This is a genomic window from Dyadobacter sp. HNCC25DJ183 (assembly GCF_056895175.1).
The window spans coordinates 46231-70528 of sequence record NZ_JBXHAP010000006.1 but is presented as its reverse complement, the minus strand read 5'-3'; the positions used below and the strand labels follow the sequence as shown (position 1 = coordinate 70528).

The 24298-nt window shown below is 46.1% G+C and carries 21 protein-coding genes; 3 read left to right on the top strand and 18 right to left on the bottom strand.

Annotation, left to right across the window (positions count from 1 at the left end; all coding sequences use genetic code 11):
* Positions 1-45 precede the first annotated feature (45 nt).
* The 3 genes from AC1XTG_RS16035 to AC1XTG_RS16025 all read right to left on the bottom strand — a co-directional run bounded on the left by AC1XTG_RS16035 (position 46) and on the right by AC1XTG_RS16025 (position 4187).
* On the bottom strand, positions 46-1119 hold the full coding sequence (locus tag AC1XTG_RS16035; RefSeq protein WP_484842638.1) for an aminotransferase class V-fold PLP-dependent enzyme: 1074 nt from the start codon (positions 1117-1119) through the stop codon (positions 46-48).
* Between the two features lie 28 nt (positions 1120-1147).
* Positions 1148-3055 (bottom strand): phosphoglycerate dehydrogenase, encoded by a 1908-nt coding sequence (serA, locus tag AC1XTG_RS16030; RefSeq protein ID WP_056280846.1) that lies wholly within the window; start codon positions 3053-3055, stop codon positions 1148-1150.
* 151 nt (positions 3056-3206) lie between these two features.
* Positions 3207-4187: a YheT family hydrolase gene (locus tag AC1XTG_RS16025; RefSeq protein WP_484842637.1), complete on the bottom strand. Its 981-nt coding sequence runs from the start codon at positions 4185-4187 to the stop codon at positions 3207-3209.
* A 109-nt stretch (positions 4188-4296) separates the two neighbouring features.
* Between AC1XTG_RS16025 and AC1XTG_RS16020 the strand changes: the two genes are divergently transcribed.
* Positions 4297-4488, top strand: a complete 192-nt coding sequence (locus AC1XTG_RS16020; protein ID WP_031526203.1) for a cold-shock protein — start codon at positions 4297-4299, stop codon at positions 4486-4488.
* A 62-nt stretch (positions 4489-4550) separates the two neighbouring features.
* On the opposite strand, the gene AC1XTG_RS16015 is transcribed toward AC1XTG_RS16020, so the two are convergent.
* The 11 genes from AC1XTG_RS16015 to AC1XTG_RS15965 all read right to left on the bottom strand — a co-directional run bounded on the left by AC1XTG_RS16015 (position 4551) and on the right by AC1XTG_RS15965 (position 16384).
* Positions 4551-5480, bottom strand: a complete 930-nt coding sequence (locus AC1XTG_RS16015) for a polysaccharide deacetylase family protein (protein ID WP_484842636.1) — start codon at positions 5478-5480, stop codon at positions 4551-4553.
* A gap of 1 nt (position 5481) precedes the next feature.
* Entirely contained in the window at positions 5482-6504 is a 1023-nt protein-coding gene (locus tag AC1XTG_RS16010) for an aldo/keto reductase (RefSeq protein ID WP_056280840.1), read from the bottom strand.
* A gap of 93 nt (positions 6505-6597) precedes the next feature.
* The gene (locus AC1XTG_RS16005) at positions 6598-6978 is read right to left on the bottom strand and encodes a co-chaperone GroES (protein WP_484842635.1); all 381 of its coding nucleotides are present in this window, start codon (positions 6976-6978) and stop codon (positions 6598-6600) included.
* A 90-nt stretch (positions 6979-7068) separates the two neighbouring features.
* Positions 7069-8529: an MBOAT family O-acyltransferase gene (locus AC1XTG_RS16000; RefSeq protein ID WP_484842634.1), complete on the bottom strand. Its 1461-nt coding sequence runs from the start codon at positions 8527-8529 to the stop codon at positions 7069-7071.
* A complete protein-coding gene (locus AC1XTG_RS15995; RefSeq protein ID WP_484842633.1) occupies positions 8519-9478 on the bottom strand; it encodes a glycosyltransferase family 2 protein in 960 nt (319 codons plus the stop codon). The genes AC1XTG_RS16000 and AC1XTG_RS15995 overlap by 11 nt, the downstream gene beginning before the upstream one ends.
* Positions 9479-9550: 72 nt before the next feature.
* Positions 9551-11260 carry a hypothetical protein gene (locus tag AC1XTG_RS15990; RefSeq protein ID WP_484842632.1) on the bottom strand — a complete coding sequence of 570 codons (1710 nt, stop codon included), beginning with the start codon at positions 11258-11260 and terminating at the stop codon, positions 9551-9553.
* Complete coding sequence (locus tag AC1XTG_RS15985; RefSeq protein ID WP_056280830.1) at positions 11235-12671, bottom strand: DUF6056 family protein; 1437 nt, start codon at positions 12669-12671, stop codon at positions 11235-11237. The genes AC1XTG_RS15990 and AC1XTG_RS15985 overlap by 26 nt, the downstream gene beginning before the upstream one ends.
* Positions 12664-13614, bottom strand: coding sequence for a glycosyltransferase family 2 protein (locus AC1XTG_RS15980; RefSeq protein WP_484842631.1), 951 nt, complete (start codon positions 13612-13614; stop codon positions 12664-12666). Before AC1XTG_RS15980 ends, AC1XTG_RS15985 begins: the two co-directional genes overlap by 8 nt.
* Before the next feature lie 85 nt (positions 13615-13699).
* Positions 13700-14623 (bottom strand): DMT family transporter, encoded by a 924-nt coding sequence (locus AC1XTG_RS15975; protein ID WP_484842630.1) that lies wholly within the window; start codon positions 14621-14623, stop codon positions 13700-13702.
* A gap of 2 nt (positions 14624-14625) precedes the next feature.
* Entirely contained in the window at positions 14626-15708 is a 1083-nt protein-coding gene (locus AC1XTG_RS15970) for an LptF/LptG family permease (RefSeq protein ID WP_056280824.1), read from the bottom strand.
* A 13-nt stretch (positions 15709-15721) separates the two neighbouring features.
* Positions 15722-16384, bottom strand: a complete 663-nt coding sequence (locus AC1XTG_RS15965; RefSeq protein ID WP_056280822.1) for a metal-dependent transcriptional regulator — start codon at positions 16382-16384, stop codon at positions 15722-15724.
* Between the two features lie 154 nt (positions 16385-16538).
* Here AC1XTG_RS15965 and AC1XTG_RS15960 point away from each other — a divergent pair, with 154 nt between their 5' ends.
* Positions 16539-17888 (top strand): Nramp family divalent metal transporter, encoded by a 1350-nt coding sequence (locus AC1XTG_RS15960; protein ID WP_409012508.1) that lies wholly within the window; start codon positions 16539-16541, stop codon positions 17886-17888.
* A gap of 86 nt (positions 17889-17974) precedes the next feature.
* Positions 17975-19921, top strand: coding sequence for a KUP/HAK/KT family potassium transporter (locus AC1XTG_RS15955; protein WP_484842629.1), 1947 nt, complete (start codon positions 17975-17977; stop codon positions 19919-19921).
* Positions 19922-20075: 154 nt separating this feature from the next.
* Here the strand turns inward: AC1XTG_RS15955 and AC1XTG_RS15950 are convergent, their stop codons facing one another.
* The 4 genes from AC1XTG_RS15950 to AC1XTG_RS15935 form a co-directional block, all read right to left on the bottom strand.
* Entirely contained in the window at positions 20076-20591 is a 516-nt protein-coding gene (locus tag AC1XTG_RS15950; protein WP_484842628.1) for a phosphoribosyltransferase family protein, read from the bottom strand.
* Between the two features lie 57 nt (positions 20592-20648).
* On the bottom strand, positions 20649-21350 hold the full coding sequence (locus tag AC1XTG_RS15945; protein ID WP_484842627.1) for a glutamine amidotransferase-related protein: 702 nt from the start codon (positions 21348-21350) through the stop codon (positions 20649-20651).
* Between the two features lie 5 nt (positions 21351-21355).
* Entirely contained in the window at positions 21356-22744 is a 1389-nt protein-coding gene (locus tag AC1XTG_RS15940; RefSeq protein WP_484842626.1) for an aldehyde dehydrogenase family protein, read from the bottom strand.
* A 123-nt stretch (positions 22745-22867) separates the two neighbouring features.
* Positions 22868-23641: a glucose 1-dehydrogenase gene (locus AC1XTG_RS15935; RefSeq protein ID WP_484842625.1), complete on the bottom strand. Its 774-nt coding sequence runs from the start codon at positions 23639-23641 to the stop codon at positions 22868-22870.
* Positions 23642-24298: the final 657 nt, after the last annotated feature.

Below are 24298 nucleotides of genomic sequence, written 5' to 3'. Positions count from 1 at the left end.
TTTGAATTTAGACGTTCAAACAAGCGCTTGGTCACAATGGAGATCCTACAATTTTCCTAATTCATAAAGAAGCTTGTCAACTTCTTCCGCTGAGATAGCCGGGAAATTGGCGATACGCAGTTGAGAGGCTTTAAATTCTCCGTATCCGCTGCCAATTACCATTCCTTTTTCCTTGATGTTTTTAATGATGTCAGCAGAAGGCTGTTCGGTATCAGCCACAATAACTGTTTGTGAGCGGTACGGCTTTTCTTTCACAAATGACGAGAAGCCCGCTGTTTTCTCTATAAACTTATAGATCGATGCAGCTTTCTGCTCGGTTTGCTTGCGCATGGTTTGCACTCCGATCTGGTTGAACTCCTCTGCAATTTTCCCCAGCAAATATATTCCCATTACATTGGGTGTCGCTGGCGTTTCATTGTTCTGTGCATTTTTCCAGAGTGTCGGCAAATCGTTGTGTGCACCTATTGAATATTGATTTTTGATGCTTTTAGCCTTCGCCAGGCATTTTTCACTGACAATCCAGACGCCCAATCCGGCGGGAAGACCGAATGCTTTTTGAACAGAAAAGAATGCGGTATCTATTAATGTATAATCCAGGTCGGGGTAAGGTGCAGAGGATACAATATCCACAGCAATGAATTTGCCCGGATTTTTCTGCTTCAACTTGTGGATTTCCGAAACCGGCATTTGTACTCCCGAGCTCGTTTCATTGTGGGTAACACAAATCAACTCTGCGTACTCAGGTACCTCGATTTCTGCCGCCGAGAACCCACTTCCCATTGGCTTTTCAAACTTGTGCGCGTACTTATTCAGCGCATTGGAGTAGTCGTAGAACTTTTTCGAAAAAGAACCATTCACCAAATGGAAGCTTTCCAGTTCCACACAGCTGAAAAGTATCCTTTCCCAAGCTTCCGACGCTGAGCCAAGAAATAGGATCGCGTGCGTATCAGGCACATTGAGTAGGGTGCGGAGCTGATCAACTGTGAACTTGTGTAAATCGCGGTACTGCTGACTTCTATGGCTGATTGATCCAAGCTGATTGGAAACAAAAGTCTGCAGGTGCTTTTCAAATGTTGGATAAAGCTGGGCAGGGCCCGGAGTAAAGAAGGTGAGCGACATGGTATTGGATAAGTGTATTTCGCTTTAATTAGTAAAGCATGCGGAACCGGATTGTACCTTCCAGCTCTTTAACTTCCTGAATAAATTCCTCTGTATATCCCTTTTCGATATCCACAATAACATATCCGATATGCTCATTGGTTTTGAGGTACTGACCGGTGATATTGATATTGTTTTTACCAAAAATATGGTTCAGCTTGGCCAGTACACCCGGTACGTTTGCGTGGATATGCAGCAGCCGGTGTGAGTCTTTCAACTTGGGCAACTGTACTTCCGGGAAATTAACACTACCGTAAGAGCTGCCATTATTCATGAATTCAAGCAGCTTTGAAGGAACAAAATGGCCAATATTCTCCTGAGCTTCTTCTGTACTTCCTCCGATATGCGGTGTCAGGATCACATTGGGCAAACCAAGTAACTCGCTCTCGAAAAGCTCATCATTGGTTTTAGGCTCTTTTGGAAAAACGTCGACACCCGCTCCGGCAACTTTTCCGCTTTTTACAGCATCAGCCAAAGCCTGAATATCGACCACGTGGCCCCGTGAAAGGTTCAGAAAAATGACTCCATTTTTCATCAGATCGAATTCACGCTTGCCGATCAGATTGGTATTTTCTTTCCGTCCGTCAACGTGCATACTGATCACGTCCGCAATGGAAAGCAGTTCTTCCAGTGAATTCAATTTTTTGGCATTACCAATTGAAAGCTTCTCCACTTCATCATAGAAGTAAACCTCCATCCCCAGCGCCTCGGCTACTACCGAAAGTTGTGTTCCGATACTGCCGTAACCGACCATTCCAAGCTTTTTTCCACGGATTTCAAAACTTCCATTCGCAGATTTGTCCCAGATTCCCTGGTGCAGCTGGTTGCTTTTGCCAACTATATTCCGGATCAGCAGGATCATTTCACCAACAGCCAGCTCCACTACCGAGCGCGTATTGCTGTAAGGCGCGTTAAAAACAGCTATTCCTTTTTTCGCAGCCTCTTCCAGGTCAATCTGGTTGGTACCGATACAAAATGCGCCGATCGCCATCAAGCGGTTGGCATTTTCAAGAACGCGTTTCGTGATATTGGTTTTAGACCGGATACCTATAATAGAAACATCTTTGATCCGCTCGCAAAGCTCATCTTCATCCAATGCGCCTTTGACGAATTCTACACTAAAACCTTCTTCTTTAAAAGCGCGTAATGCAGCCGGGTGCACGTTTTCCAGCAACAATACTTTAATGCGGCTTTTTGGATAAGACTGGCTTCTGCTCAGCTTGTTATCATAAAGGAAATCGTCAAACGAAGTCGCAATGTGATCGGCTACTGCGGTGACCCGCGGCCGTTCTATATTTTCGGTAAATGCGTAAAAGCGGTTTGCAAGCCCGGATGCTTTCAATTCATAGTCTGTATAACCATCGCCGATCGCGTAAACGTCACCTGGTAAATTCAATGCAGTTAATACCTTGATTTTCCCTCCGTCAGTCGATAGCTCATTCTCTTCATCTATTCCAATGATATTACCCTCTTCATCAAACACAAACTCATTGGCATAAACATGGTCCGCACGGATACCCAGCTCAGTAGCAACAGGAACGATAAACTCCTTGAACCCGCTTGAAACGATATAAATCTGATCCGTATTTTCAGTCAAAAAGTGCGCATTCCGTTTAAAAGAATCCGAAACCTTGGTCCTGAGAAGGTTAACCAACTCACCGATGTGCGAGCGATTGGCTTTCAGCAATGCAATGCGCTGACGAAGTCCTTCTGCAAACGACATTTCGCCATTCATTCCTTTGTTCGTGAGATCGGTGATCTTCTGAACAACCTGATCTTTTTCAGGATGCCCGTTCAATGCGATCGCTGCAAGTTCGTCGAGGCCTTCTACTTTGGTAAAAGTACTGTCGAAATCAATGATAATGTACGGTAACGGATTGAGTGTTAATGTGGACATGAAGCAGGGAATAACTGAATAATAATCGGGTCAAAAAGAAATACCTATCTAAGGATCCGGGCGGCAAAATTACGAATCATATTAGATATGACGCTAACAAAATAATGATTCGAACAGTTTAAAATTTAGGACGCGTGCGTCGCCGGTTCACTCACCCGTTTTCTGCCAGGAAGAACTCCAGAGCCCGCTTTTCCGACCAATAGAACTCATCAACCAGCCGCGCAGGCCTGAATCCACAGTGTCCGCCCTCACTGCTTGCGATCAGCGAAACGTGATTATGTATCCGTAATTCGTCCAGCGGCAGACTCGCAAACGGGACTATCGGATCATTTTTTGCATTGATAATCTGGGTCAGCACACGAATATTTTTCAGGAAATGCATGGAGCTGCATTGCGCATAATAATCATCTGCGCCTTTGAACCCGTGCAACGGAGCTGTATAAATGTGATCAAAGTCGTAAAGCGTTTTTACGTGCTTATAATCAGAAATCGAAATATGGTCGGGATACAACGCTGCTTTCGCCGCAACTTTCGGACTGAGTGTGTTTAGGAACCGCTGCATATATACCCTGTTCTCGGGCTTGATAATCGCCAGACTACATGCTTTCAAATCCATCGGCACGCTAAAAACCAATGCCTTTTTGATCCTGCTGTCCAGTTGCGCGGCGTATTCACCCAGATATTTAAGTGTGAGGTTACCACCGAGGCTAAACCCGGCGAGGTAGATATTCTCGTATCCGCGCAGCAATGCATGCTGTACTACCAGATCCAGGTCGTCGGTTGCCCCGCTGTGATAAAACCGCAAAGCATTATTCATTTCACCTCCGCAGCTACGGAAATTCCATCCCAGGCAGTCTAAACCGTTTTTATTTAAAAGCTTGATCAGGCCCAGCATATATTGCCTGGAACTATCTCCTTCGAGCCCGTGGGTAAGTATCACAAGCGTGTCCGATCGGTTACTATTTGCGCCGGACCAGTCGAGATTCAGGAAATCTTCGTCCGGAGTTACAATTTTTTCGCGGAAATATTTTACTCCTTTCACTTTCCGGAACAATGCCGGATATATGCTCTGAAAGTGCCCGTTAGGTAACCAAAAAGGCGAAATCAGGCTGTTGACGTCAATTACAGACATTCATTTTTTGTTAAATTATTAAGAATAATTCTAAGCAAATTAAATTTTAATCTTGTTTATATATTTTTTCTATATACATTTGATTTTTAAAAATATAAGATCAATTCTAATGGCAGAAGGTACAGTTAAGTTTTTCAATGATTCCAAAGGATTTGGATTCATCCAACCAGCATCAGGTGAAAAAGACATTTTCGTTCACGTTTCAGGTCTTCAAGACGATATCCGTGAAAACGACAAAGTGTCTTACGACGTGGAAAATGGAAGAAAAGGTCTAAACGCAGTTAACGTTCGCGTTATCTAAGTTTAGTCATACTAAGACATTTCGAAAGCATGCATTCACTGCATGCTTTTTTTGTTTTTAGCTTATTCCGACTTTTTCATTTCTTCGTAAGCCCGCTGTATGCCTGGATTGAGAGGTTCCGCGCGCATTGCCGCCTTTTGTTTATCTGCATGCTTCATCCACCGGTAAAGCCACGAAAAACCTGCATTTCCATAGTAATAATCAATGGATCTATAGGCAGGATCTTCCATCGCCTCGTCCAAGCTGACCAGTTGGTACCTGTTATCCTTTAATTTCTGAATCAATACCGGCAGATAATCTGTATTTAGCCGGTTATCGTGGCAGAGATAAATATGCCTGACTTCTTTCCCGAACATAGCGACTGAAATGCTGTCGATATAGCTGAACAGCTTCAAGCTCATCGTAATATATTGATCTGCAATCGAATCGGCTAGTGCACTATTTCCTTTGCGCAAAGCTTTTTCGTACAGCTCGTTGTATAGCCAGTCTTCACTCTCCACCGTGAATGGTGTTAATCTATACCCTTTTTGCACCAGAAACTGTTGCATTTGCAAATGCGCCAGACTATCCTTCCCCATTGCATTAAAAGGAAAGCGAAAGTAACTCAGCTTTTTGCCGGTACCCGCCAAAATCTTGCGCGTCAGTTTTTCTCCTTTGATCACATCCTCGCTGAATGCATTGAAACCTGCTTCGCTATAATTAGGATGCGAATAGGTGTGATTGCCAGGGGTGATAAAATCGCTGACAAGCCAACTTTTCAACAATTGCTGATTTTGTTTTGCATTGCCGGTTTTCAGCAAATTTGCCTCATTAATAAAAATGGCGACAGGGATATGCAGTGAATCCAGTCTTTTCAGCAAGCGAGAACTTCCATCGCGTTCTACAATCTGCACATTGGGCACATCATCAATCGTGATCGCAACGCTTTTCTGCGCCTGAGCAGCATTCCCAAAAAGCAATAGAGCAAGGATAGTAATTATGTTGTTGAACATATCATCCAGGTATCCTGTCTCTGCCCTGACGCTCAAACATCCACTGCGGATATTCTGTTTTCAATGCACTGATCGCATTCAGCTTTTCGAGGTCTTCCGAAGTAAGTACCACAGAAGTTGCAGCAATGTTTTCTTTCAGCTGATCAGGCTTTTTCGCCCCAATAATAACGCTCGTTACACTTTGCTGATGCAAGAGCCAGGACAATGCAATTTGCGCCACCGAAACGGAATGGGCTTCGGCAATGGGCTGAATAACATCTATAATATCGTATGCTTTCTCTTTATCAATAGGCGGAAAATCAAAACTGTCGCGCCGGTTATCTCCGGTAGACTGGTTATCACGCGTGTATTTGCCTGACAAAAATCCTCCTGCAAGCGGGCTCCACGGCATTAATGCAAGGTTCTGGTCTTTCATCATAGGTACCAGTTCCCTTTCCAGGTCGCGACCGGCAATTGTATAATAATGCTGACAAGCCACGAATTTGGTCCAGCCGTTTTTCTCAGCAATCCCATTTGCTTTCATAATTTGCCAGGCCGCGTGGTTACTTACGCCCAGATACCGCACCTTACCTGACCGCACAATGTCTTCCAGTCCCCGCATCGTCTCTTCCAGTGAAGTTTCGACATCCACACCGTGGACATAAAACAGGTCAATGTGGTCAGTTCCTAACCTTTCAAGACTTTCATTTACAGAATCCATGATATGCAATCTCGACAAACCGATCTGGTTTGCGCCAGGCGCCATTCTGCCGCGGACTTTGGTAGCAATTACCACTTCATTGCGCTTAATGCCCAGGTCTTTCAGCGCCTGACCTAAAATGATCTCGGACTTACCATAGGAATATACATTGGCAGTATCAAAGAAATTGATCCCGCTGTCAAAAGCAGTTTTAACAAGCGCGGTCCCTTCTTCCTGCTGCAGTCGGCCAATTGCCTCCCAATAACCTTCTCCACCAAATGTCATCGTCCCAAAACAAAGCTCTGAAACCAGCACTCCGGTATTGCTTAGAAATTTGTATTTCATGAGTTTATAAGTTTAGAGTTTATGAGTTCATGAGTTTAGGGTTGGAGAGTTTTAAATTGAGATTTACACTCATAAACTCTAAACTCATAAACTCTAATCAAACAAATCCTCCGAGCGTTCAAGCATCAGGATGGAGGATTGTGGCACGATAACGTATTTTTCGCCGTCGTATTCCAGTTCGATCGCATTCCGCTGCAGGTAAATCGCGAGATCGCCTTCCCTGGATTGCAGCGGCATGTATTTCAATTTTTCCTCTGTTTCCTTCCACGGCTCTTCCTCTACTGCCACCGGAATGGGATAGCCCGGGCCGACTTTGATCACGTAGCCTGTTTGCACCTGCTCTCTTTCAGTGACGGTCGGCGGAAGGTATAAGCCACTGTTTGTTCTGTCACTTGGACTTTTGGGACGGATCAAAACCCTGTCACCAACAACAATTAGACTTTTCAATCGGTTGTCAGATGTTACTTCGTACATTTTAAAACAAAATAGAATATGGACGTGAAACTGCCCTTCGAGATGAACTAACAAATATTTGAAAGCAATTGTTTACCCAATACTTCCTTTTTAAAACTGGAAATAGATAAACTGCTTTTCAGTAACTACACAGAGTATGTAAGTGAGGAATGCAAGTAAGGGAAACAGGATGAAAAAGGCTACCGTATTTCTGGTCGGTATCTTTTCAAAATAATGCTCCTTAATCAGCAAAAATGCGATCAGGAATACGCAGAACCACATTTCAAATGCATTCAGCGGTGACATGATTTTGTCGGAGAAAGACAGGTTCCCTATCCCTTTCAATATTTCGATGGAGCGGCTGATCGAGTTACGGAAGAATACCCAGGTTAGCGAAACCAGTAAAAAGGTCACAATCAGGTTGATTATCCTGGTTAATGCATTGTCGGGAAAGCGGATACCGGCTTTTTCAAGCCACTTATCCCGCAGAGAAGCTGCGATCTGATAAAAACCGTGTAACCCGCCCCAAATCACAAAACTCCAGCTCGTACCATGCCACAACCCGCTTACCAGGAAAACGATCATCTGATTCCGATATCGGGCAAATTCCCCGTTCCTATTTCCTCCAAGCGGGATATACAAGTAATCCCTGAACCAGGTGGAAAGTGAAATGTGCCAGCGCCCCCAGAACTCCTTAATAGACCTGGCTTCATAAGGCGCTTTGAAGTTGTCCATCAACGTAAATCCCATCACACGCGCCGCGCCTATCGCCATATCCGAGTAACCTGAGAAGTCGCAGTAGATCTGGAAGGAGTAAAAAACAGTGGCCGTAAGGAGGGTAAGTCCGTTTTGTTCACTGCCGGGATCGTAGGCGTAATCGACAAACATCGAGAGCCTGTCGGCGATTACGATCTTCTTGAAAAGCCCGAATGCCATTTGCATTAACCCTTCTTTTACCTGCTCAAAATCATATTTGAAATATGAATGGAACTGGAAAAGCATATTCTGCGGCCGCTCAATAGGACCCGCCACAAGCTGAGGGTAAAACATCACATAAAGCGCATAGATCCCGAAGTGGCGCTCTGCCTTCTGATGCCCGCGGTACACTTCAATGGTGTAGCTCATTGCCTGAAATGTGTGAAATGACAAACCGATCGGCAGCAAAATCTTACCTGAGCCTGTCGTAATCCACTGTGCAAATTGAGCAGGAATGAGGCGCGTCAAGGGCGGGACGAGTGGCCGCAGGTCGGCGCTCGCGAGGAGTCCGTTGATAGAATCCTGTAAAAAATCGTAGTATTTAAAAAAGGCAAGAATGCCGATATTGGAAATGAGGCTGATAATCAGAAGCCATTTTTTCTGTCGCGGGTCTTGCGACTTCTCGATCCAGATACCTGCATAGTAGTCAATTACAATGGTTCCAAACAAGATCAATATGAATACCGGCTTGAAAACCATGTAAAAATAACAGCTCGCAGCAAGCAACAGGATCCAGCGGCCACGCCAGGACAAACTGAAATATGCCAGCGTAACAACCAGGAAGAAAATCAGGAACTGAATTGTATTAAACAGCATCGGGCGAAATGTACTCTCTGTTGACTATCTCTTCTTTGATAATGAACAAAGGCCTGTTTTTGGATTGAAAAAATATCCGGAGCACATATTCCCCGATTATGCCAAGCGCCAGCAACTGCACTCCGCTAAATAGAATAATGACGAAAAGTAATGAAGTAAAACCTTCGATTACGTGGGCAAAAAACAACTTTTTGGCCACTACAACTAAAAAGTAAGCCAGAGAAATCATGATCGCCGCAATGCCCGCCCGGCTCATGAACTTGATCGGGAATTCGCTGAAATTGAAGATCCCGTTATACGCAAGCCGGAAAAGCTGTTTAAATGAATATTTAGATTCTCCGGCAATCCGTGCATCTCTTTCATACTCGTAACCGGTTTGCTTAAACCCGATCCAGGAACGCATTCCGCGGAGGTAGCGGCTTTCTTCGGGCATTTTGTTCATTACATCGATCACGCGGCGGCTAACCAATGCAAAATCGCCGCTGTCCAATGGGATATCCACATAGGAAATAGAGCGTAAAATGCGATAAAACAAATGATAACCTGTCCGTTTGATAAAACCTTCCTTTCGCTTCTTCCTGACTGCATAAACCACGTCATTTCCTTCTTTGAGCAGCTTGTAAAACTCAGGTAAGAGTTCTGGCGGGTCCTGCAAGTCACCGTCGATCACGAAAAGCGCCTCCGTTCCTTTTGCAGCCGAGATACCGGCAGTTAATGCAAGCTGGTGACCGTGGTTCCGGGACAGAAACACGCCGTGGTAACGTTCGTCCATCAATGCTACCTGCTTGATTTTTAATGCAGTATCATCCTTACTTCCATCATCTATCAACACTACTTCAATCGCCAGGGGACTTGAATCCATCAATGCATTGATCCGCTGCACCAGTAGCGGGAGTGACTCGGATTCATTATATAACGGCGCTACAATGGATATCTGAGGAGTTTTCAATATTCAGGGATTTTCAATGACCAATATTGGCAAAAATACACCTTTCGGGCTATTATCGAAAAAATGTATGAGCTAAGGGATTATGATTTTTCGAAGAATGCCTCCTTCGGGAACAGGATTGCCAGTCCTGATAATTCCTACATTGTAAGATCCGGGAAGCAGAGCGGCATAAGGAACGGCAATGTCAGCACCTTTTTCATATTGCCGGAAAATATTTCTTCCTGCATATTTCCTGGGCTCCATTTTGAAGAGGTAAGTTCTTTCCGGATTTTTCAAAAACACATATTCTCCTTTGTCTTTGAATAGTGTAATCGAACCGGCGGGATCATTGATATAAATCTGGCTACCTTCTTCTTTTACTAAAATATTGGAATAAGCCGGTTTTGCATCAAGTGCATTCACCCGCTGTGCGATCGCCTTTCCTCCTTCCGGATAGTGGTACACTCCCATTTCAACCATTCCCTTCATCAGACTATCCACATAGGCAGCACCCGCCGAAAATGGCACGTGACCAAGTCCGAATCCGTTAAATTCCTGATTGTATCCATTGATCATCAGGTACTTTGACCGCTCCGAGATAACAGGGAGATAGTTGATCGCCGAAATGATCCATATCAGCATACTTACCCCCAAAGCAGCTCTGAACAAAAGCTTACGACTTGTTTCTGCCAGGTTTGAGGTAATGAATGTCAGGTAAGCTGCAACCAGGAATAGCGCAGGGTACATTTTGTAGTTGCTCACCACCATTACGAAAAACCCGAAACGAGGCCGCAACAACCCGATGATAATCGCATTAACAAGCAGGAATGTAATAACGCCCAGCAAGAACATCTGCACCGGACTGTATTCATGCTCATCGCTTTTGACCAATTTCGCACTTGTTTTGCCAGGCCAGCCGAATGCCCTTGCTGTCCATTCCGAGAACAATTGCCATAACCAGCGCACTATCCAGATCATGATGAGAAAGCTCGTTAAGATTGGCAATGCAGTGCGTACTTCAATGCGCTTTTCAGGAAACAGGTCGAACAAACCGCCCAGAAAGGCAAAAAATCCAAGGAAAGATAGGTGCGGGTATTTTGCAAAGAATTCAAAGCTCGACTCATTTCCCTGGGCCGACATGCCATAAAAGTAAAGGCTCACACCAGCCACGGCGATCAAACACCAGATCGCAAGCTGCTTGTAGCGCCCGCTCAACAGCAAAACCATTACTCCGGCCGGCCAGACAAAAATACCGCTGCTCATTGCATAAGTCGCACAAAGCCCGGACAATGCGGCCAGGGTAAAGCGCTTATTGGCAAGCAAGTACATTGACAAGCAAACGAACAGTACCACGGGCTGATGCTGCAAGCTGCATATTGCCCAAAGGAAAACCAGGTGATATTGCAGCTGGAACAACAGGAAGGGAATGGGCAGAAAGTACCAGATATTCAGCTTCGTCTGCCGGAACACCCGCCAGAAAATGAATAATGTACCTAATGTGAAACACGCTCCGGCAATGTGCAGGAATGTAAAATTAAGCTTTCCGGTAACCCAATAATAAGCCAGCGTGACCAGCTTGCCTACCACCATTCTGTGCTCGTTATTAGGCTGAAAGAGCAGTGTGAGTTGGTCCGGTGCCGATGAAGCCCCGATCCATTTGTGCAGGAAATCGGGGAATGGATCGAAATCGTCGAGCCAGGGCAGGTCCACCGAGTAGTATAATATCACAAATACCCAGATAAGAATGGGCACAAGCGCGACGGTAATCGGGAAAAGCTTATTTGTTTTGTTCACCTGAAACATCCTTCAAAATGATGGCACCTTTGCCATAGTAGCCCGCCATACATTTGTTCCACCAGTGATTTTGATTGGAGGTAAGATCGTCCTCTACATAAATCGAGAATGCTTTGGAACGGATCGGCGGAAGATATGTGACTTCCTCTTTGCTGTTTTTCAGGATTTCGTATCTCGCATACATTTCCTGATCATACGCAGCAGCAGTACCTCTCAGCCAATCTGAATAAATCAGCTTTACATTGCCGCTCCGGTAAAAAGAAAGCGCAGTGGATGCCAGCAGTATTACGTAAAGTCCTACAAAACGGGCGACGGTAAACTGGAAAACCGCAAACCGATGTTGCTTGAAATAATGGAAGACCACACCAAAAACATAGAACCAACCAATCAAGAAAAAGAAATAGGCACTGTTTACAACCCTATGCGTAGGCTCAATACCCACTCCGTAATAGGACGGAAAAAGCTGCGCAGAAAGTACGCCAATGAAAAGCAGTACCGCGTACCAGATCGGGATTGAGAAATAGTTGCGTGCTCCCTCAGACAGCCGCGACATAACTACCAGCCAGACGGCCGTGAAAAATACCAATGGAGTTGTAAAGATCCATTCGTAGCCAAGTACCGCCAGTTTTTTGATCGTTGAAACCACCGAGAATGGAATGTTACCGCCCAGCGGGTTACCGCCAATCCTTGCCTGGTTGCCCGGCGAGCCGAGCAGTGCGTAGCAGGATAATGCCGTAACAACCAGCATTGAAATCATAAACGCGTCCACTTTCCGGTGGTAAATAAGCCGGTAAACCCACCAGGCCCCTACCAGCAATACCATTGTCAGCATGTTTTGCTCGCTGCAACCGATTGCTGCAAACACGAGAAAACCTGCCAGTACGCCGACCAGTATCCTTGCCGATTGCGTATCCTGCCGGTACCATCTGAGCACAAGCACAATCCAGAACAGCGTCAGCATATTGGGGATCGTGTAAGTTACAAATGCCGCCATCCAGTAAAAACCTTCGGCAAGGCTGGCCATTTTCAGTATAAACAAGAAGAAGACAGCGCCTGCAAAACCCAAATGCGCGACTCTCGACAAAGTAGGCGTTAAATGCCGGAACAAGCTGTATAATGCAAAGATCGTCCCGCCCAACAGAACCGCCGGCAATATCTTGAAACCGGTAATAGAGTGAAAGAGCAACGGATTGCTGTGATTGAGCAGGACACCGAAATAGCGGCCCGTCCAGGTGGTGTAGTACAACTTCATTGCACCAAACCAGCCCACTTTTTGCACGGTATCAATGTAGCAATAATCGTCAGCTGCTGAGGGATGGTTGTAATATGAGAGCACAAGCAGCGGAAGCAGCACTGCGATCAGCAATGCAATGTTGATCCAGTTGCCAACAGTCCTGTATTTTCTATAAAATCTATTCATTGACAGTTTTTTCAATAATGTATCTCGGGCGGCCTTTTACTTCTTCGTAGATCTTTCCAATGTACTCGCCAATCAGTCCCAGCGCCATCATATTGAACCCGCTGAAAAAGGTGAGCGGCAGCATCGTCGATGTCCAGCCCGGCACGGTGTGCCCGATCAGGAAGGAAAAGAGGATATAAACCACGATGAGCATCGCGATCAAAAAGTTGAAAAGCCCGAAGTAAAGTACCAGCCGCATTGGGAATGTGGAAAAAGAAGTAATTCCATTCCACGCAAAAAGCAGCATTTTGCTCAGGGGATATTTGGTCTCGCCAGCTTCGCGTTCCAGCCTGCTGTAATATACTTTATCGTTTCTGAAACCGATTAGAGGAACAATGCCGCGGAGGAACAGGTTGATTTCTTTAAAATTACCCAGCTCCTGCAAAACCCTGCGGTCCATCAAACGGAAATCCGCATGATTGAAGATGACCGGAACCCCCATTTTCTGCATTAAGAGATAGAATTTTTCAGCAGTAACACGCTTGAACCAGCTGTCTGAACTGCGATCGCTCCTCACACCGTAAACGACCATTGCGCCTTCGCGGTGCCTTTCTATCATGCCGGTAATCGCATTGATATCATCCTGCAAGTCGGCGTCGATGGTGATAAAGCAGTCAAATTGGTCCACATGTTGCTCCAAGCCAGCCATTATAGCACTCTGGTGGCCGAAATTCCTTGATAATCCAACACCGATCACATTGGGGTCTGACTGACAGAGCTCTTCAATGATTTTCCACGTTCGGTCGCGGCTGCCATCATTGACAAAACAGATCCGGCTGTCTTCGGCTATAAGGCCCTGCTGCTTGATACTATTGTAATAAATGTTCAGTTTGGAGTAGGTAAGATTCAGAATAGCTTCCTCATTGTAACATGGTATTACTAAAAGTAGTCGTGCTGGATTCATATATTACCGTGTGGATTGAATCGACAAAAATAGCAGTAATAAGTTAATATGCTTCTTTCCCGCGGACAGGGGCGTTTATAATCGTTCATTTGTTGACCTCACTTATCTTCCGGCTGCCTTTGTCCAGAACACTTCCCGAGAGCAATGGATACAGCAATACAGCCAGCAAAATCAGCAGGGTACCCCAGTAAAATGCGGTCGTCATTCTTTCCTTTTCACCAAAAAACAGAAATGCCAGTGCAATTCCGTAAACCGGTTCCAGGTTGATAGTCAGGTTGATGAGGTAAGCCGAAAACTGCTTCATCAGCTGCGTGGCCATGGTACTTGCATAAACTGTGCAAATCCAGGCAAGGAACAAAATCCAGATCCAGTCACCCGATTCAGGCAGGTAAGGCGCATCGCCGGTCCAGTGAAATGTTTCTGCAACAAACAGCGACAACAATGAAAAGAAGGTCGCACCTGCCATCTCGTAAAAAGTGATCACATAAGCATCAATGCGCTGTACCAGCCGGCTGTTCGCCACTGTAAACATGGCAGCAAGAAGTGCAGAAGCCAGCGCGAGCATTAACCCGAGCGCGTGATCAAACTCGAACCGCAATACCACATACAATCCTGCAAAAGCCAGAATCCCCAATCCTACTTCCAGCGGCCGGATGCTTTTTTTGTTCACCAGAGGCTCTATGATGCTGGTCCACAAAGAGGTTGTCGCCATTCCGGCCAAACATACCGAAGCTGTGGAAACACGCGCAGAAGCAAAAAACAGCATCCAATGCGCCGATAAAATAAACCCTACCCCAAACATCCGCAACAAGTCTGCAGGATTTGTCCGGAAGCGCTTTTGTTTAAATAAAATGATAACCCCTAACCCCAGACAGGCGAAAAGTGTCCGGTAAAAAACAAGGGCAATGGGTGAAATAGTGACCAGCAGACCTACAATCGCGGTAAATCCCCAGATTAGTACCAGGAAATGCAGGTGCAAATAAGAGCGCAGCGTGGCAGATGTAAACATACTTATCTCGGCAATGTTTTATACAAAATCACCCCAATGCACGAGAAAACGATATTTGGCAGCCAAACAGCGAACAGCGTATTAATGGTACCCGCCTCAGCCACACCTTTTGATAAAAGAAAGAAGAGTATATAAATAAATGCAAGCATAAAGCCGAGCGCGATCTGCCAGCCAACTCCTCGCCTGCTCTTCCGCGCCGAAACGATAACACCGATCGCTGTAAGGATCAGAATGGCGAAAGGCTGCGTAAAACGAATGTATTTTTCGATCAGATAAACTTCAAGTCCGTCCGAGCCGCGGCTTTTCAGCAAGTCGATGTGCGCATTCAGCTCGGGTAATGTAAATGTTTCAAAAAGGTTATAGTCGCTTTCAAAGTCTTTGGGCGACAGGTTGATCGCCGTGTCTATCTCCATTCCCTGGCTCAGCTTTTCACCCAGGCTGTCCAGCGTCCGTACCTGGTAGTTCTGCATTGTCCATTTACCCTTTTTGGGCTGCCACACGATCTTATCGGCATAAAACTTCTGGACAAGCTGGTTACCCTTGATGGTCTCCATTGTGAACTTGTTGCCTGTCTTGCTGCTGTTATTGTAGCTTTCAAGATAGGCATACACGTCCGGTGCAATGGTAATATGCACATTGTGCCCGCTGAAATAAAACTGGTCTTTTACATACGTTTTCTCAAAGCTATTCCTGATTTTATTGGCTTTTGGCAAAATCCAGCCCACCTGTAAAAAGGTAACAACTCCCAGGATCATCGCGCCCACCATGTAAGGCAGCAGCATTCTCCCGAAACTTATTCCACTGCTGAGAATAGCGATGATCTCAGTCCGCGCCGCAATGCGCGACGTGAAGAATACCGTGGCGATAAATACCATCAGCGGACTGATGTAATTGATCCAGTAAGGTATCAGGTTGAGGTAGTAATCGATCAGGATCTCCCTGAGTGGGGCCTTTTTTTCCAGAAAATCGTCGACCTTCTCCGTGTAATCGATCATGCAGATAATAAGCACGATGACAAACGCTACGAAAACGTAGGTGATCAGGAAGTTTTTGATCAGGTAACGATCCAGAATTTTAAATCTCATGGCTGGCAGTGTCTCATCGGCGTTGTACCAATAGGTTTTTTGATACTTCGAGACTGATAAACAACGATTGCCCGCCGTCTATTTGTACAGAAGCAGACTTGTCGTACTCATTAATTTCTTTTACCTCTATTACAGATCCAAGCTTGATCCCCGAACGGTCCAGGTGCTGCAGGAACGAAGGCGCGTGGTCCAGTACACCCATCATACGTACCTTTTCTCCCACATGAACATCAGTAAGCACCTTGTAATCAGGCTCAGTTAAGTTCCCTTTGGCGTCGGGTATCGGATCTCCGTGAGGATCAAAGCGCGGATGTCCCAGAAAATTGTCCAGCTTTTCAACCAGAATTTCAGATGGAATATGTTCCAGCTCCTCGGCAATGTCGTGCACTTCGTCCCAGCCAAATCCCAGCTTTTCCACCAGAAACACCTCCCACAACCTATGTTTGCGGATCACCTTGATAGCTACCTTCTCCCCTTGCTCAGTGAGTGTTACGCCCTGGTATTTTTTATAATTGATTAATCCTTTCTCCGCCAGTTTACGTAACATATCTGTCACGGAAGCTGCGCGCGTGGCGGTGCTTTCGGCAAGCGCATTGGTGCTTACCTCGCCACCGTCCCTGCCGGAAAGCGCGTGTATGATTTTTAAATAGTTTTCTTCTGTGAACGAATTCTGCATTGCGCGGAAACCAGGGATTTATGATCCGAATATTAGCAAAAGTACGATTTGGAAAGCGGAAAATAAAAAATTTAGCCTAGCCTAAATTTTTTTTGAGATTTTTCTTATATTTGGTTTCGTAATATTCATTACTGTTTCGGTTGCAGCTAAAATGATGGACGGTCTAAAAGTGAAAGAATTTCTACGCAAAGAGGCGCTTGATAATAAGAACCAGCTGGCATCACTGTCAGAGGTACATTCCAGTATAGCAGTTCCGGAAGGAGCTGGTTTCTGGAAAAAAATGATGGCGTTTACCGGCCCCGGCCTGATGGTAGCAGTGGGCTATATCGACCCGGGCAACTGGGCGACGGACATTGAAGGCGGTTCGAGATTTGGCTATACATTACTTTCCGTGATCCTGATCTCCAACCTTTTTGCGATGCTGTTGCAACATTTATCGCTCAAACTGGGAATTGCGGCGGGCCGGGACCTTGCCCAGGCTTGCCGGGATTATTACTCCCGCCCTGTTTCCTTTGTACTGTGGGTATTATCTGAAGTCGCCATTGCCGCTACGGACCTCGCAGAAGTAATCGGCTCAGCCATTGCATTAAACCTTCTTTTTGGTCTGCCGCTGCCTGTGGGCGTGGTCTTCACTGCACTGGATGTACTGCTTGTTTTGTATTTTCAACAAAAGGGTTTTCGAATTATAGAGAGCATTGTCGCCGGCTTGATGGGGATTATTTTATTGAGCTTTATGTATGAAATGTTTGTTTCACAACCTTCTGTGGCGGGCATGCTGGGCGGATTGATCCCTAAAACCGAGATTGTTACCAACCCGGGAATGCTTTATATCGCAATCGGGATTTTGGGCGCAACCGTTATGCCGCACAACCTATACCTGCATTCGAGTATTGTGCAAACCCGCGCATTCAAGCGGGACGAAGCCGGCAAACGTTCTGCTATCAAATTCGCTACGATCGACTCGACGGTTTCCCTGGGTCTTGCTTTTTTCATCAACGGCTCCATTCTGATCCTCGCGGCCACTGCATTTCATGCCAACGGACACTTTGAAATAGCTGATATTACCGACGCCTACCATTTGCTTGACCCGGTTTTAGGGGTCAGCCTGGCAAGTATCTTCTTCGCATTGGCGCTTCTTGCATCCGGGCAGAGTTCCACACTTACCGGTACGCTGGCAGGACAAATTGTAATGGAAGGGTTTCTTAACATTCGCCTGAAACCCTGGTTGAGAAGATTGATTACCCGCGGAATTGCCATTATCCCCGCACTGATCGTATCCTCCCTTTACGGTGAAAGAGGTACCGCCGAACTGCTCGTGTTCAGCCAGGTGATCCTCTCGCTTCAACTGAGCTTTGCCGTAGTGCCGCTGGTTTTCTTCACTTCGAAATCGTCTATTATGGGGAAATTTGCAAATTCGAAGATCCTCACCGTAATAAGCTGGGCGATTACTTTGATCATCATTTTGCTAAATGGCTACCTGCTTTTCAACACATTTCTGGGTTGATTTTTTGTAACTAAATTAAATTTGACTTTGACAATATCTTCTTTGCAAGCCGTTTCCTAACTTTCGCTGTTTTTTCAGCAAAATGAATGGAATCAAAGCACAAAATTGATAAGGTAACAGCGGCTGGTGTGCTGGTTGCATTTGGTATTATTTACGGAGATATCGGCACCTCGCCGCTCTATGTAATGCAGGCCATTATCCTGAATGAAAGGATAACTGAAGAAATTATCTACGGAGCAATATCCTGCATTTTCTGGACGCTCACACTTCAAACAACCGTCAAATACGTAATCCTGATCCTGCGCGCAGATAACCGTGGCGAGGGTGGGATTTTTGCATTGTACGCCCTTGTGCGCAAACATGCGAAGTGGCTCACTGTCCCGGCTATTATCGGGGGGAGTACGCTGCTGGCCGACGGTATTATTACACCGCCTATCTCGGTATCCTCGGCCGTAGAAGGTTTGCAGCTGATTTACCCGAATATTCAGACTATACCCATTGTAATTGGCATTCTCACGCTGATTTTTATTATTCAGGCTTTTGGAACAAAGGTGGTGGGCCGTGCATTCGGGCCACTGATGATCACCTGGTTTGTTATGCTGGGCGTGCTGGGATTATTCCAGATTATGGAACATCCCGAGATCCTGAAAGCCGTAAACCCCATTTACGGTTTCGATCTGATCACCAAACATCCCGGCGGTTTTTGGATACTCGGCGCCGTTTTCCTTTGTACAACCGGTGCAGAAGCATTGTATTCCGATCTTGGGCATTGTGGCAGGGAGAATATACGGGTAAGCTGGATTTTTGTAAAAATATGCTTACTGCTCAACTACTTTGGGCAGGGTGCCTGGCTGATCACCGAAATGGGTAACCTCCTGAATGCGCGGAAGCCCTTTTACGAAATCATGCCCGAATGGTGGCTGCTGCCGGGAGTGGTAATTGCGACACTATCTGCGATTATCGCTAGCCAGGCCGTTATCACAGGTTCTTTTACATTGATATCCGAGGCGATCAGGTTGAATTTTTGGCCAAAAGTAAGGCTTAACTATCCGAGTGACCAGAAAGGCCAGCTTTACGTGCCGAGTATCAACTGGCTTTTGTGGCTGGGCTGCACGGGAGTAGTGCTGTACTTCCGGCAGTCTTCGAATATGGAAGCGGCGTACGGACTGGCGATCACGCTTACCATGATCATGACCACGATCCTCTTCTCCTATTACCTCTACATCAAGAGAGTAAACATGTGGATTGTGATCGTATTTATGCTGCTGTATCTTTTCATTGAGGGAATGTTCCTCGGCGCAAACCTGCTGAAATTTACGCATGGAGGCTGGTTTACAATTATGATAGGCACGCTAGTAGCTGGTTTGATGACCGTCTGGCTCAGGGCATTTTACATTAAGCTCCGGCTTACTGAATACACCAAGCTTGAAAAATACCTACCTGCATTGCATGAGTTGAGCCGCGATATCAGTATTCCGAAATACACTACTCACCTCGTTTTTATGACCAATGCATCCCGTGCTACGGAAATTGAAACAAAAGTCATCTACTCCATTTTCCAGAAAAGACCCAAAAGGGCTGATGTATATTGGTTTATCCACGTGGATATTACCGATGATCCGTACACAATGGAATACAAGGTGTTGTCCGACGATGACAACAATGACAATGTAATCAAGATCAATTTCAGGTTGGGATTCAGGGTTGATCAGCGTATCAACATGTTTTTCCGGAAAGTGGTGGAAGATATGGTAATGAACAAGGAAGTGGATATTACCAGCCGCTACGAATCACTAAGTAAGCAGAATATTACGGGCGACTTCCGCTTTGTTGTACTGGAGAGATTCCTCTCATTCGAAAACGACCTGCCGCTATTCGAGCAGCTGGTTATGAAAACCTACTTCTTCGTCAAAGATTTCACTACCCCCGAAGACAAATGGTTCGGTCTGGACAGCAGCTCGGTAAAAATCGAGAAAGTACCACTGATTATCAGACCATTGGAAAACGTGAAGCTGAGGAGAGTGTATACTTAGACGTCGGCTGTCGGCTGTCGGCTGTCGGCTGTCGGCTGTCGGCTGTCGGCTTGTATGAAAAAGCAAAGTCACTTTATCTACTCTGAGCAATATAAAGATTACTCAAGAGTTAGAAGTACCTTAAAGCCGAAAGCCGATTGCCGAAAGCCGAAAGCTATTTCAAAAATACCCCTTCTTCTCCTGCCTTACTTAATACAACTTCCACGTGCTCCATTAATGTGGTACTAAGTGAGTAACCTACGTAATCGGCGTGTACGGGAAATAAATGATGGCTGCGGTCCACGATCACGGCTACCTGAACCTTTTTCATCGGTACTTTCAGGAAAGGCTCCAATGCAAATGCAAGCGTGCGACCGGTATTCAATACATCGTCGACCAGAATAATTACCTGGTTTTCAATGTCAATTTCTTTGTCAAAAAGAACGGGGCTTTGGTGATGCAGGTGTTTATCAAACCGCAACTCTATCAGATCTATTTTTAATGGAGATATAGCAGACAGCTCAGCAGCGAGGCGACTTGCAAATGCATACCCTTCGCCCGCGATTCCCGCCAGGATCACGCCGGGTTCTTCGAAATTATGTTCATAAATCTCAAAAGCAATTCTCCTGATCTTTTGATTTGTCTGATGAGAGCTTAGTATCTGGCGGGCACTATTGGTACTGTTTGTCATTGAAAATAGGATTCGTAACAGGAATGTCAGGTAAAATTAAGCATAGAGCAGGCTAGTTCATAGCATCGCAAAATTCTTTATCCACGTTGCAATTGTTAATTCATGCGTAGGGAATGCAAGGCTGGCAATACCTGCATCCACTTTCGCCTGCCCGATACGTTCCACACGCAGCTCCATCAATGCCCGGTTGTAAGGTACGGGAAACTCGGGATGAGCCTGTATGCCCAGCATATGCGGACCTACCTGGAACATACCTACCGGGCAATCCGCTGTTTTGGCTAACAAAGTGCTGTCTGGCGGCATTTGTACCACCTGATCCTGGCACATCATCAGGAGATTAACATCTTCCATTTCGGGCTTCATCCATTCTTCATTTTGGATCAATGAAAATGAATGCACCCCCACGCACCAGCCCGGACTTCCTTTTACTACTTTCCCGCCCAGTGCCTCCGCAAGCATCTGATGTCCAAAGCATATCCCCACGTACTTTTTCTCCGATTTATAAAGGTCATTTACGAAGACTTTCAACAGAGATATCCAGTCTTCCTGATCGTAAACGGAGGATTTGGAACCCGTGGAAATGTACAGATCGCATTCGTGAACGGAAGCAGGGAAAATTCCATTGCAAACATCGTAGAAAACAAACTCCCAATGCGGCGCAATCTGCGAGAACAACGCAGGAAACATTTGCCGGTAATCGCCGGCAATGTGCGTCAGATCGTCCCTGACGTGGTCGCATTCCAGCAAGCCTACTTTCATTTTACTCAGCTGTTGATCTTTAAATGAAATGATTTCGGCCGGCTCAAAGCTTCGTAGCCGATTTTAGATAATGTACAGCCGCGACCAGAGTTTTTCACGCCTGTCCACGCCAATGCAGGATCAAGGTAGTCGCAGCGGTTCATAAACCAGGTACCAGTCTCTACCTGCTCCCCTATCGCCAGCGCGGCATCCATATCGGTTGTCCAGATAGATGCTGTTAGTCCGTACTGGCTGTCATTCATCAACCTGATCGCCTCTTCATCACCACTTACCGGCATAATCCCGACAACCGGAGCGAAGGTTTCCTCTGTCATGATCTCCATGGAATGATCCACATTCACCAGCACCTGCGGCGCAAAGTAAGGTGTTCCTTTTTGATGAGAGGAAAATAAACTATTATCAATCAGCGGAGTAGCTCCCTGCGCGATCGCGTCTTCAACCTGCTTTTGCGCATAATCCGCAGCTGCAGTCCGCACCATTGGCCCCAATGTAGTTTCCTGCTCAGTAGGGTTTCCCAGCGTGTAGGTTTTTGTCAGTTTTACAAATTCACTCACAAATTCATCATATACATCCTGGTGCACATAAATGCGCTCAATGCCACAACAAGATTGGCCGGAGTTAAAGAATGAACCGTCGACCAGGTTTTCAACAGCATCGGCCAGATTTGCATCAGCACGTACATAGGCAGGATCTTTCCCGCCTAATTCAAGTCCGCCTACGATAAACCTTTCGTTGATAGCGCGTTGTACTGCTTGTCCGCCTTCAACCGACCCGGTAAATGCGACGTAGTCAATGCGACTATCCCCAATCACTTGCGCAACCTGCCTGTGACTTAAATGCAAAAATTGAAAAACACCTGCCGGTAATCCTGCATACTCGAATGCGGCCGCATAACGTTCAGCGCAAAGCGGCGTTTGCTGCGCATGTTTGAGGATCACCGCATTCCCCGACATAATTGCCGGAATGACAGAGTTGACCGAAGTGAGATAAGGATAGTTCCAGGGCGCCACCACAAACACGATACCCAGCGGATCACGACGGATAAATCTTTTAAATCCGGGCAATTGCTCCACCTCAACGTCAGCCAATGCAGTTTCGGCAACAGAAATCATGTACCTGGCACGTTCCTGAAAACCTTTTCTGATCTCATTGGCTGTGTACCTGATCGGCCGGCCCATTTGCCAGGTGAGTTCCAATCCAATTTCGTCGGCATTATCAAGGAAATATTCAACCGCTTTCAAACAAATCGCGGCACGTTGTTCCAGTGAAGTTTTACGCCAGGACTTCTGTGCCGCCACCGCGGTTTCCAGGGCCTTCTCAACAGCAGCATCATCGGCCAATGTACGCTCCACATACACAGAACCATCAATCGGACTTATCGTTTTTTGAATCATTTTTTTAAAAAGGGAGGATGGAGGAAAGGGAGGATGGAGAATGGAAGAAAGAAGAATTGAAAAATAGCTGGTATATAGCTTTTCACTTCCTCCCCTTCCTCCATCCTCCCTTTCCTCCTTTTTTCAAACAGGAGTTACGTAAGCGGATGTGATCCCACCATCTACCAGAAAGTCAGTACCGGTGACAAATGAGGATTCGTCGGAGGCCAGGAACAATGCGGCGTAGGCCATTTCTTTTGCCTCCCCAAACCTTCCCATCGGGATATGTACGAGGCGGCGCTGTTTCTTCTCTTCAGTATTCAGAAATTTCATCAAAAGCTCTGTACGAAGCGGTCCCGGACACAATGCATTCACGCGGATATTTTCCCGTGCGTGAATAATCGCCAGCTCGCGAGTCAATGCAAGCACAGCGCCTTTACTTGCCGTGTAAGCAACCTGCGGAGTAGCTGCGCCCAGAATGGCGACAAAAGATGCAGTGTTAATAATTGATCCGCCACCTGCGCGTTGCAAAGCCGGAATTCCATATTTACAACCCAAAAATACACCTTTTGCATTGATGTTCATCGTTAAGTCCCACACAGATTCCTCTGTCGTAACCGCATTGTCGTCATCACTGTGCATAATCCCCGCGTTGTTGAAGATAATGTTCAGCTTACCGAATTTCTCTTCTGCGAAAGCCACTGCCGCCTCGCAGTCTGCGGCTTTGGATACATCGGAATGAAGGAAAAAGGCTTCTCCCCCTGCACTTACGATCGCATCGGCAGTTTCCTGCCCGGCCTGGTCATTTACATCGGTAACCACGATCTGGGCACCCTCTTTGGCAAACAAAATGGCAGTCTCACGGCCAATTCCGCCGCTTCCGCCTGTGATAAGGGCAACTTTACCTTCTAAACGCATTGGTTTGTGTATTTATGGATGTATAATCTTTAAGTAATTGAGTGCAAAATATGTTATATCGATCGCGGTAGAAGTTGGGTATGTTCCATATTGTTTGTTGTCAGGAGGCTCCTGCGGAGCCCAAAACATCAACGACAAATTCGTTTTCTATAAACAGGAAGCCTCTCTGAGGCTGCAAGTGCTCGTGGAGCACCGGGTTTACAGAAACATTTCTCCAAAAGTCGAATAAGGCTCCAGAGGAGCCCCCTTTATATAAAATATTCCGCTACAAGTCTTAAGAGGCTCCAGAGGAGCCCCCTGTTTATAGAAGAGCCCCCGTGACAATCAAGCCCTAGGCTCCTGCGGAGCCTCCTGTCTATCCCGCATTGACATGTTAGGAGGCTCCGCCGGAGCCCAAAACATCAACGGCAAATCTGCCTTCTATAAACAGGAAGCCCCGCTGGGGCTGCAAGTGCTCGTGGAGCACCGGGCTTACAGAAACATTCCTCCAAAAGTCGAATAAGACTCCAGAGGAGGCCCCTGTTTATAAAATGTTCCGCTACAAGTCATAAGAGGCTCCAGAGGGAGCCCCCTGTTTATAGAAAAGCCCCCCGTGACAATCAAGCCCTAGGCTCCTGCGGAGCCTCCTGTCTATCTTGCATTCGATATGTTAGGAGG

Excerpts from the sequence above, each read along its gene's own strand:
- AC1XTG_RS16035 (WP_484842638.1), bottom strand. The coding sequence starts at position 1,119 with ATGTCGCTCACCTTCTTTACTCCGGGCCCTGCCCAGCTTTATCCAACA.
- serA (WP_056280846.1), bottom strand. The coding sequence starts at position 3,055 with ATGTCCACATTAACACTCAATCCGTTACCGTACATTATCATTGATTTC.
- AC1XTG_RS16025 (WP_484842637.1), bottom strand. The coding sequence starts at position 4,187 with ATGTCTGTAATTGACGTCAACAGCCTGATTTCGCCTTTTTGGTTACCT.
- AC1XTG_RS16020 (WP_031526203.1), top strand. The coding sequence starts at position 4,297 with ATGGCAGAAGGTACAGTTAAGTTTTTCAATGATTCCAAAGGATTTGGA.
- AC1XTG_RS16015 (WP_484842636.1), bottom strand. The coding sequence starts at position 5,480 with ATGTTCAACAACATAATTACTATCCTTGCTCTATTGCTTTTTGGGAAT.
- AC1XTG_RS16010 (WP_056280840.1), bottom strand. The coding sequence starts at position 6,504 with ATGAAATACAAATTTCTAAGCAATACCGGAGTGCTGGTTTCAGAGCTT.
- AC1XTG_RS16005 (WP_484842635.1), bottom strand. The coding sequence starts at position 6,978 with ATGTACGAAGTAACATCTGACAACCGATTGAAAAGTCTAATTGTTGTT.
- AC1XTG_RS16000 (WP_484842634.1), bottom strand. The coding sequence starts at position 8,529 with ATGCTGTTTAATACAATTCAGTTCCTGATTTTCTTCCTGGTTGTTACG.
- AC1XTG_RS15990 (WP_484842632.1), bottom strand. The coding sequence starts at position 11,260 with ATGTTTCAGGTGAACAAAACAAATAAGCTTTTCCCGATTACCGTCGCG.
- AC1XTG_RS15985 (WP_056280830.1), bottom strand. The coding sequence starts at position 12,671 with ATGAATAGATTTTATAGAAAATACAGGACTGTTGGCAACTGGATCAAC.
- AC1XTG_RS15980 (WP_484842631.1), bottom strand. The coding sequence starts at position 13,614 with ATGAATCCAGCACGACTACTTTTAGTAATACCATGTTACAATGAGGAA.
- AC1XTG_RS15975 (WP_484842630.1), bottom strand. The coding sequence starts at position 14,623 with ATGTTTACATCTGCCACGCTGCGCTCTTATTTGCACCTGCATTTCCTG.
- AC1XTG_RS15970 (WP_056280824.1), bottom strand. The coding sequence starts at position 15,708 with ATGAGATTTAAAATTCTGGATCGTTACCTGATCAAAAACTTCCTGATC.
- AC1XTG_RS15965 (WP_056280822.1), bottom strand. The coding sequence starts at position 16,384 with ATGCAGAATTCGTTCACAGAAGAAAACTATTTAAAAATCATACACGCG.
- AC1XTG_RS15960 (WP_409012508.1), top strand. The coding sequence starts at position 16,539 with ATGGACGGTCTAAAAGTGAAAGAATTTCTACGCAAAGAGGCGCTTGAT.
- AC1XTG_RS15955 (WP_484842629.1), top strand. The coding sequence starts at position 17,975 with ATGGAATCAAAGCACAAAATTGATAAGGTAACAGCGGCTGGTGTGCTG.
- AC1XTG_RS15950 (WP_484842628.1), bottom strand. The coding sequence starts at position 20,591 with ATGACAAACAGTACCAATAGTGCCCGCCAGATACTAAGCTCTCATCAG.
- AC1XTG_RS15945 (WP_484842627.1), bottom strand. The coding sequence starts at position 21,350 with ATGAAAGTAGGCTTGCTGGAATGCGACCACGTCAGGGACGATCTGACG.
- AC1XTG_RS15940 (WP_484842626.1), bottom strand. The coding sequence starts at position 22,744 with ATGATTCAAAAAACGATAAGTCCGATTGATGGTTCTGTGTATGTGGAG.
- AC1XTG_RS15935 (WP_484842625.1), bottom strand. The coding sequence starts at position 23,641 with ATGCGTTTAGAAGGTAAAGTTGCCCTTATCACAGGCGGAAGCGGCGGA.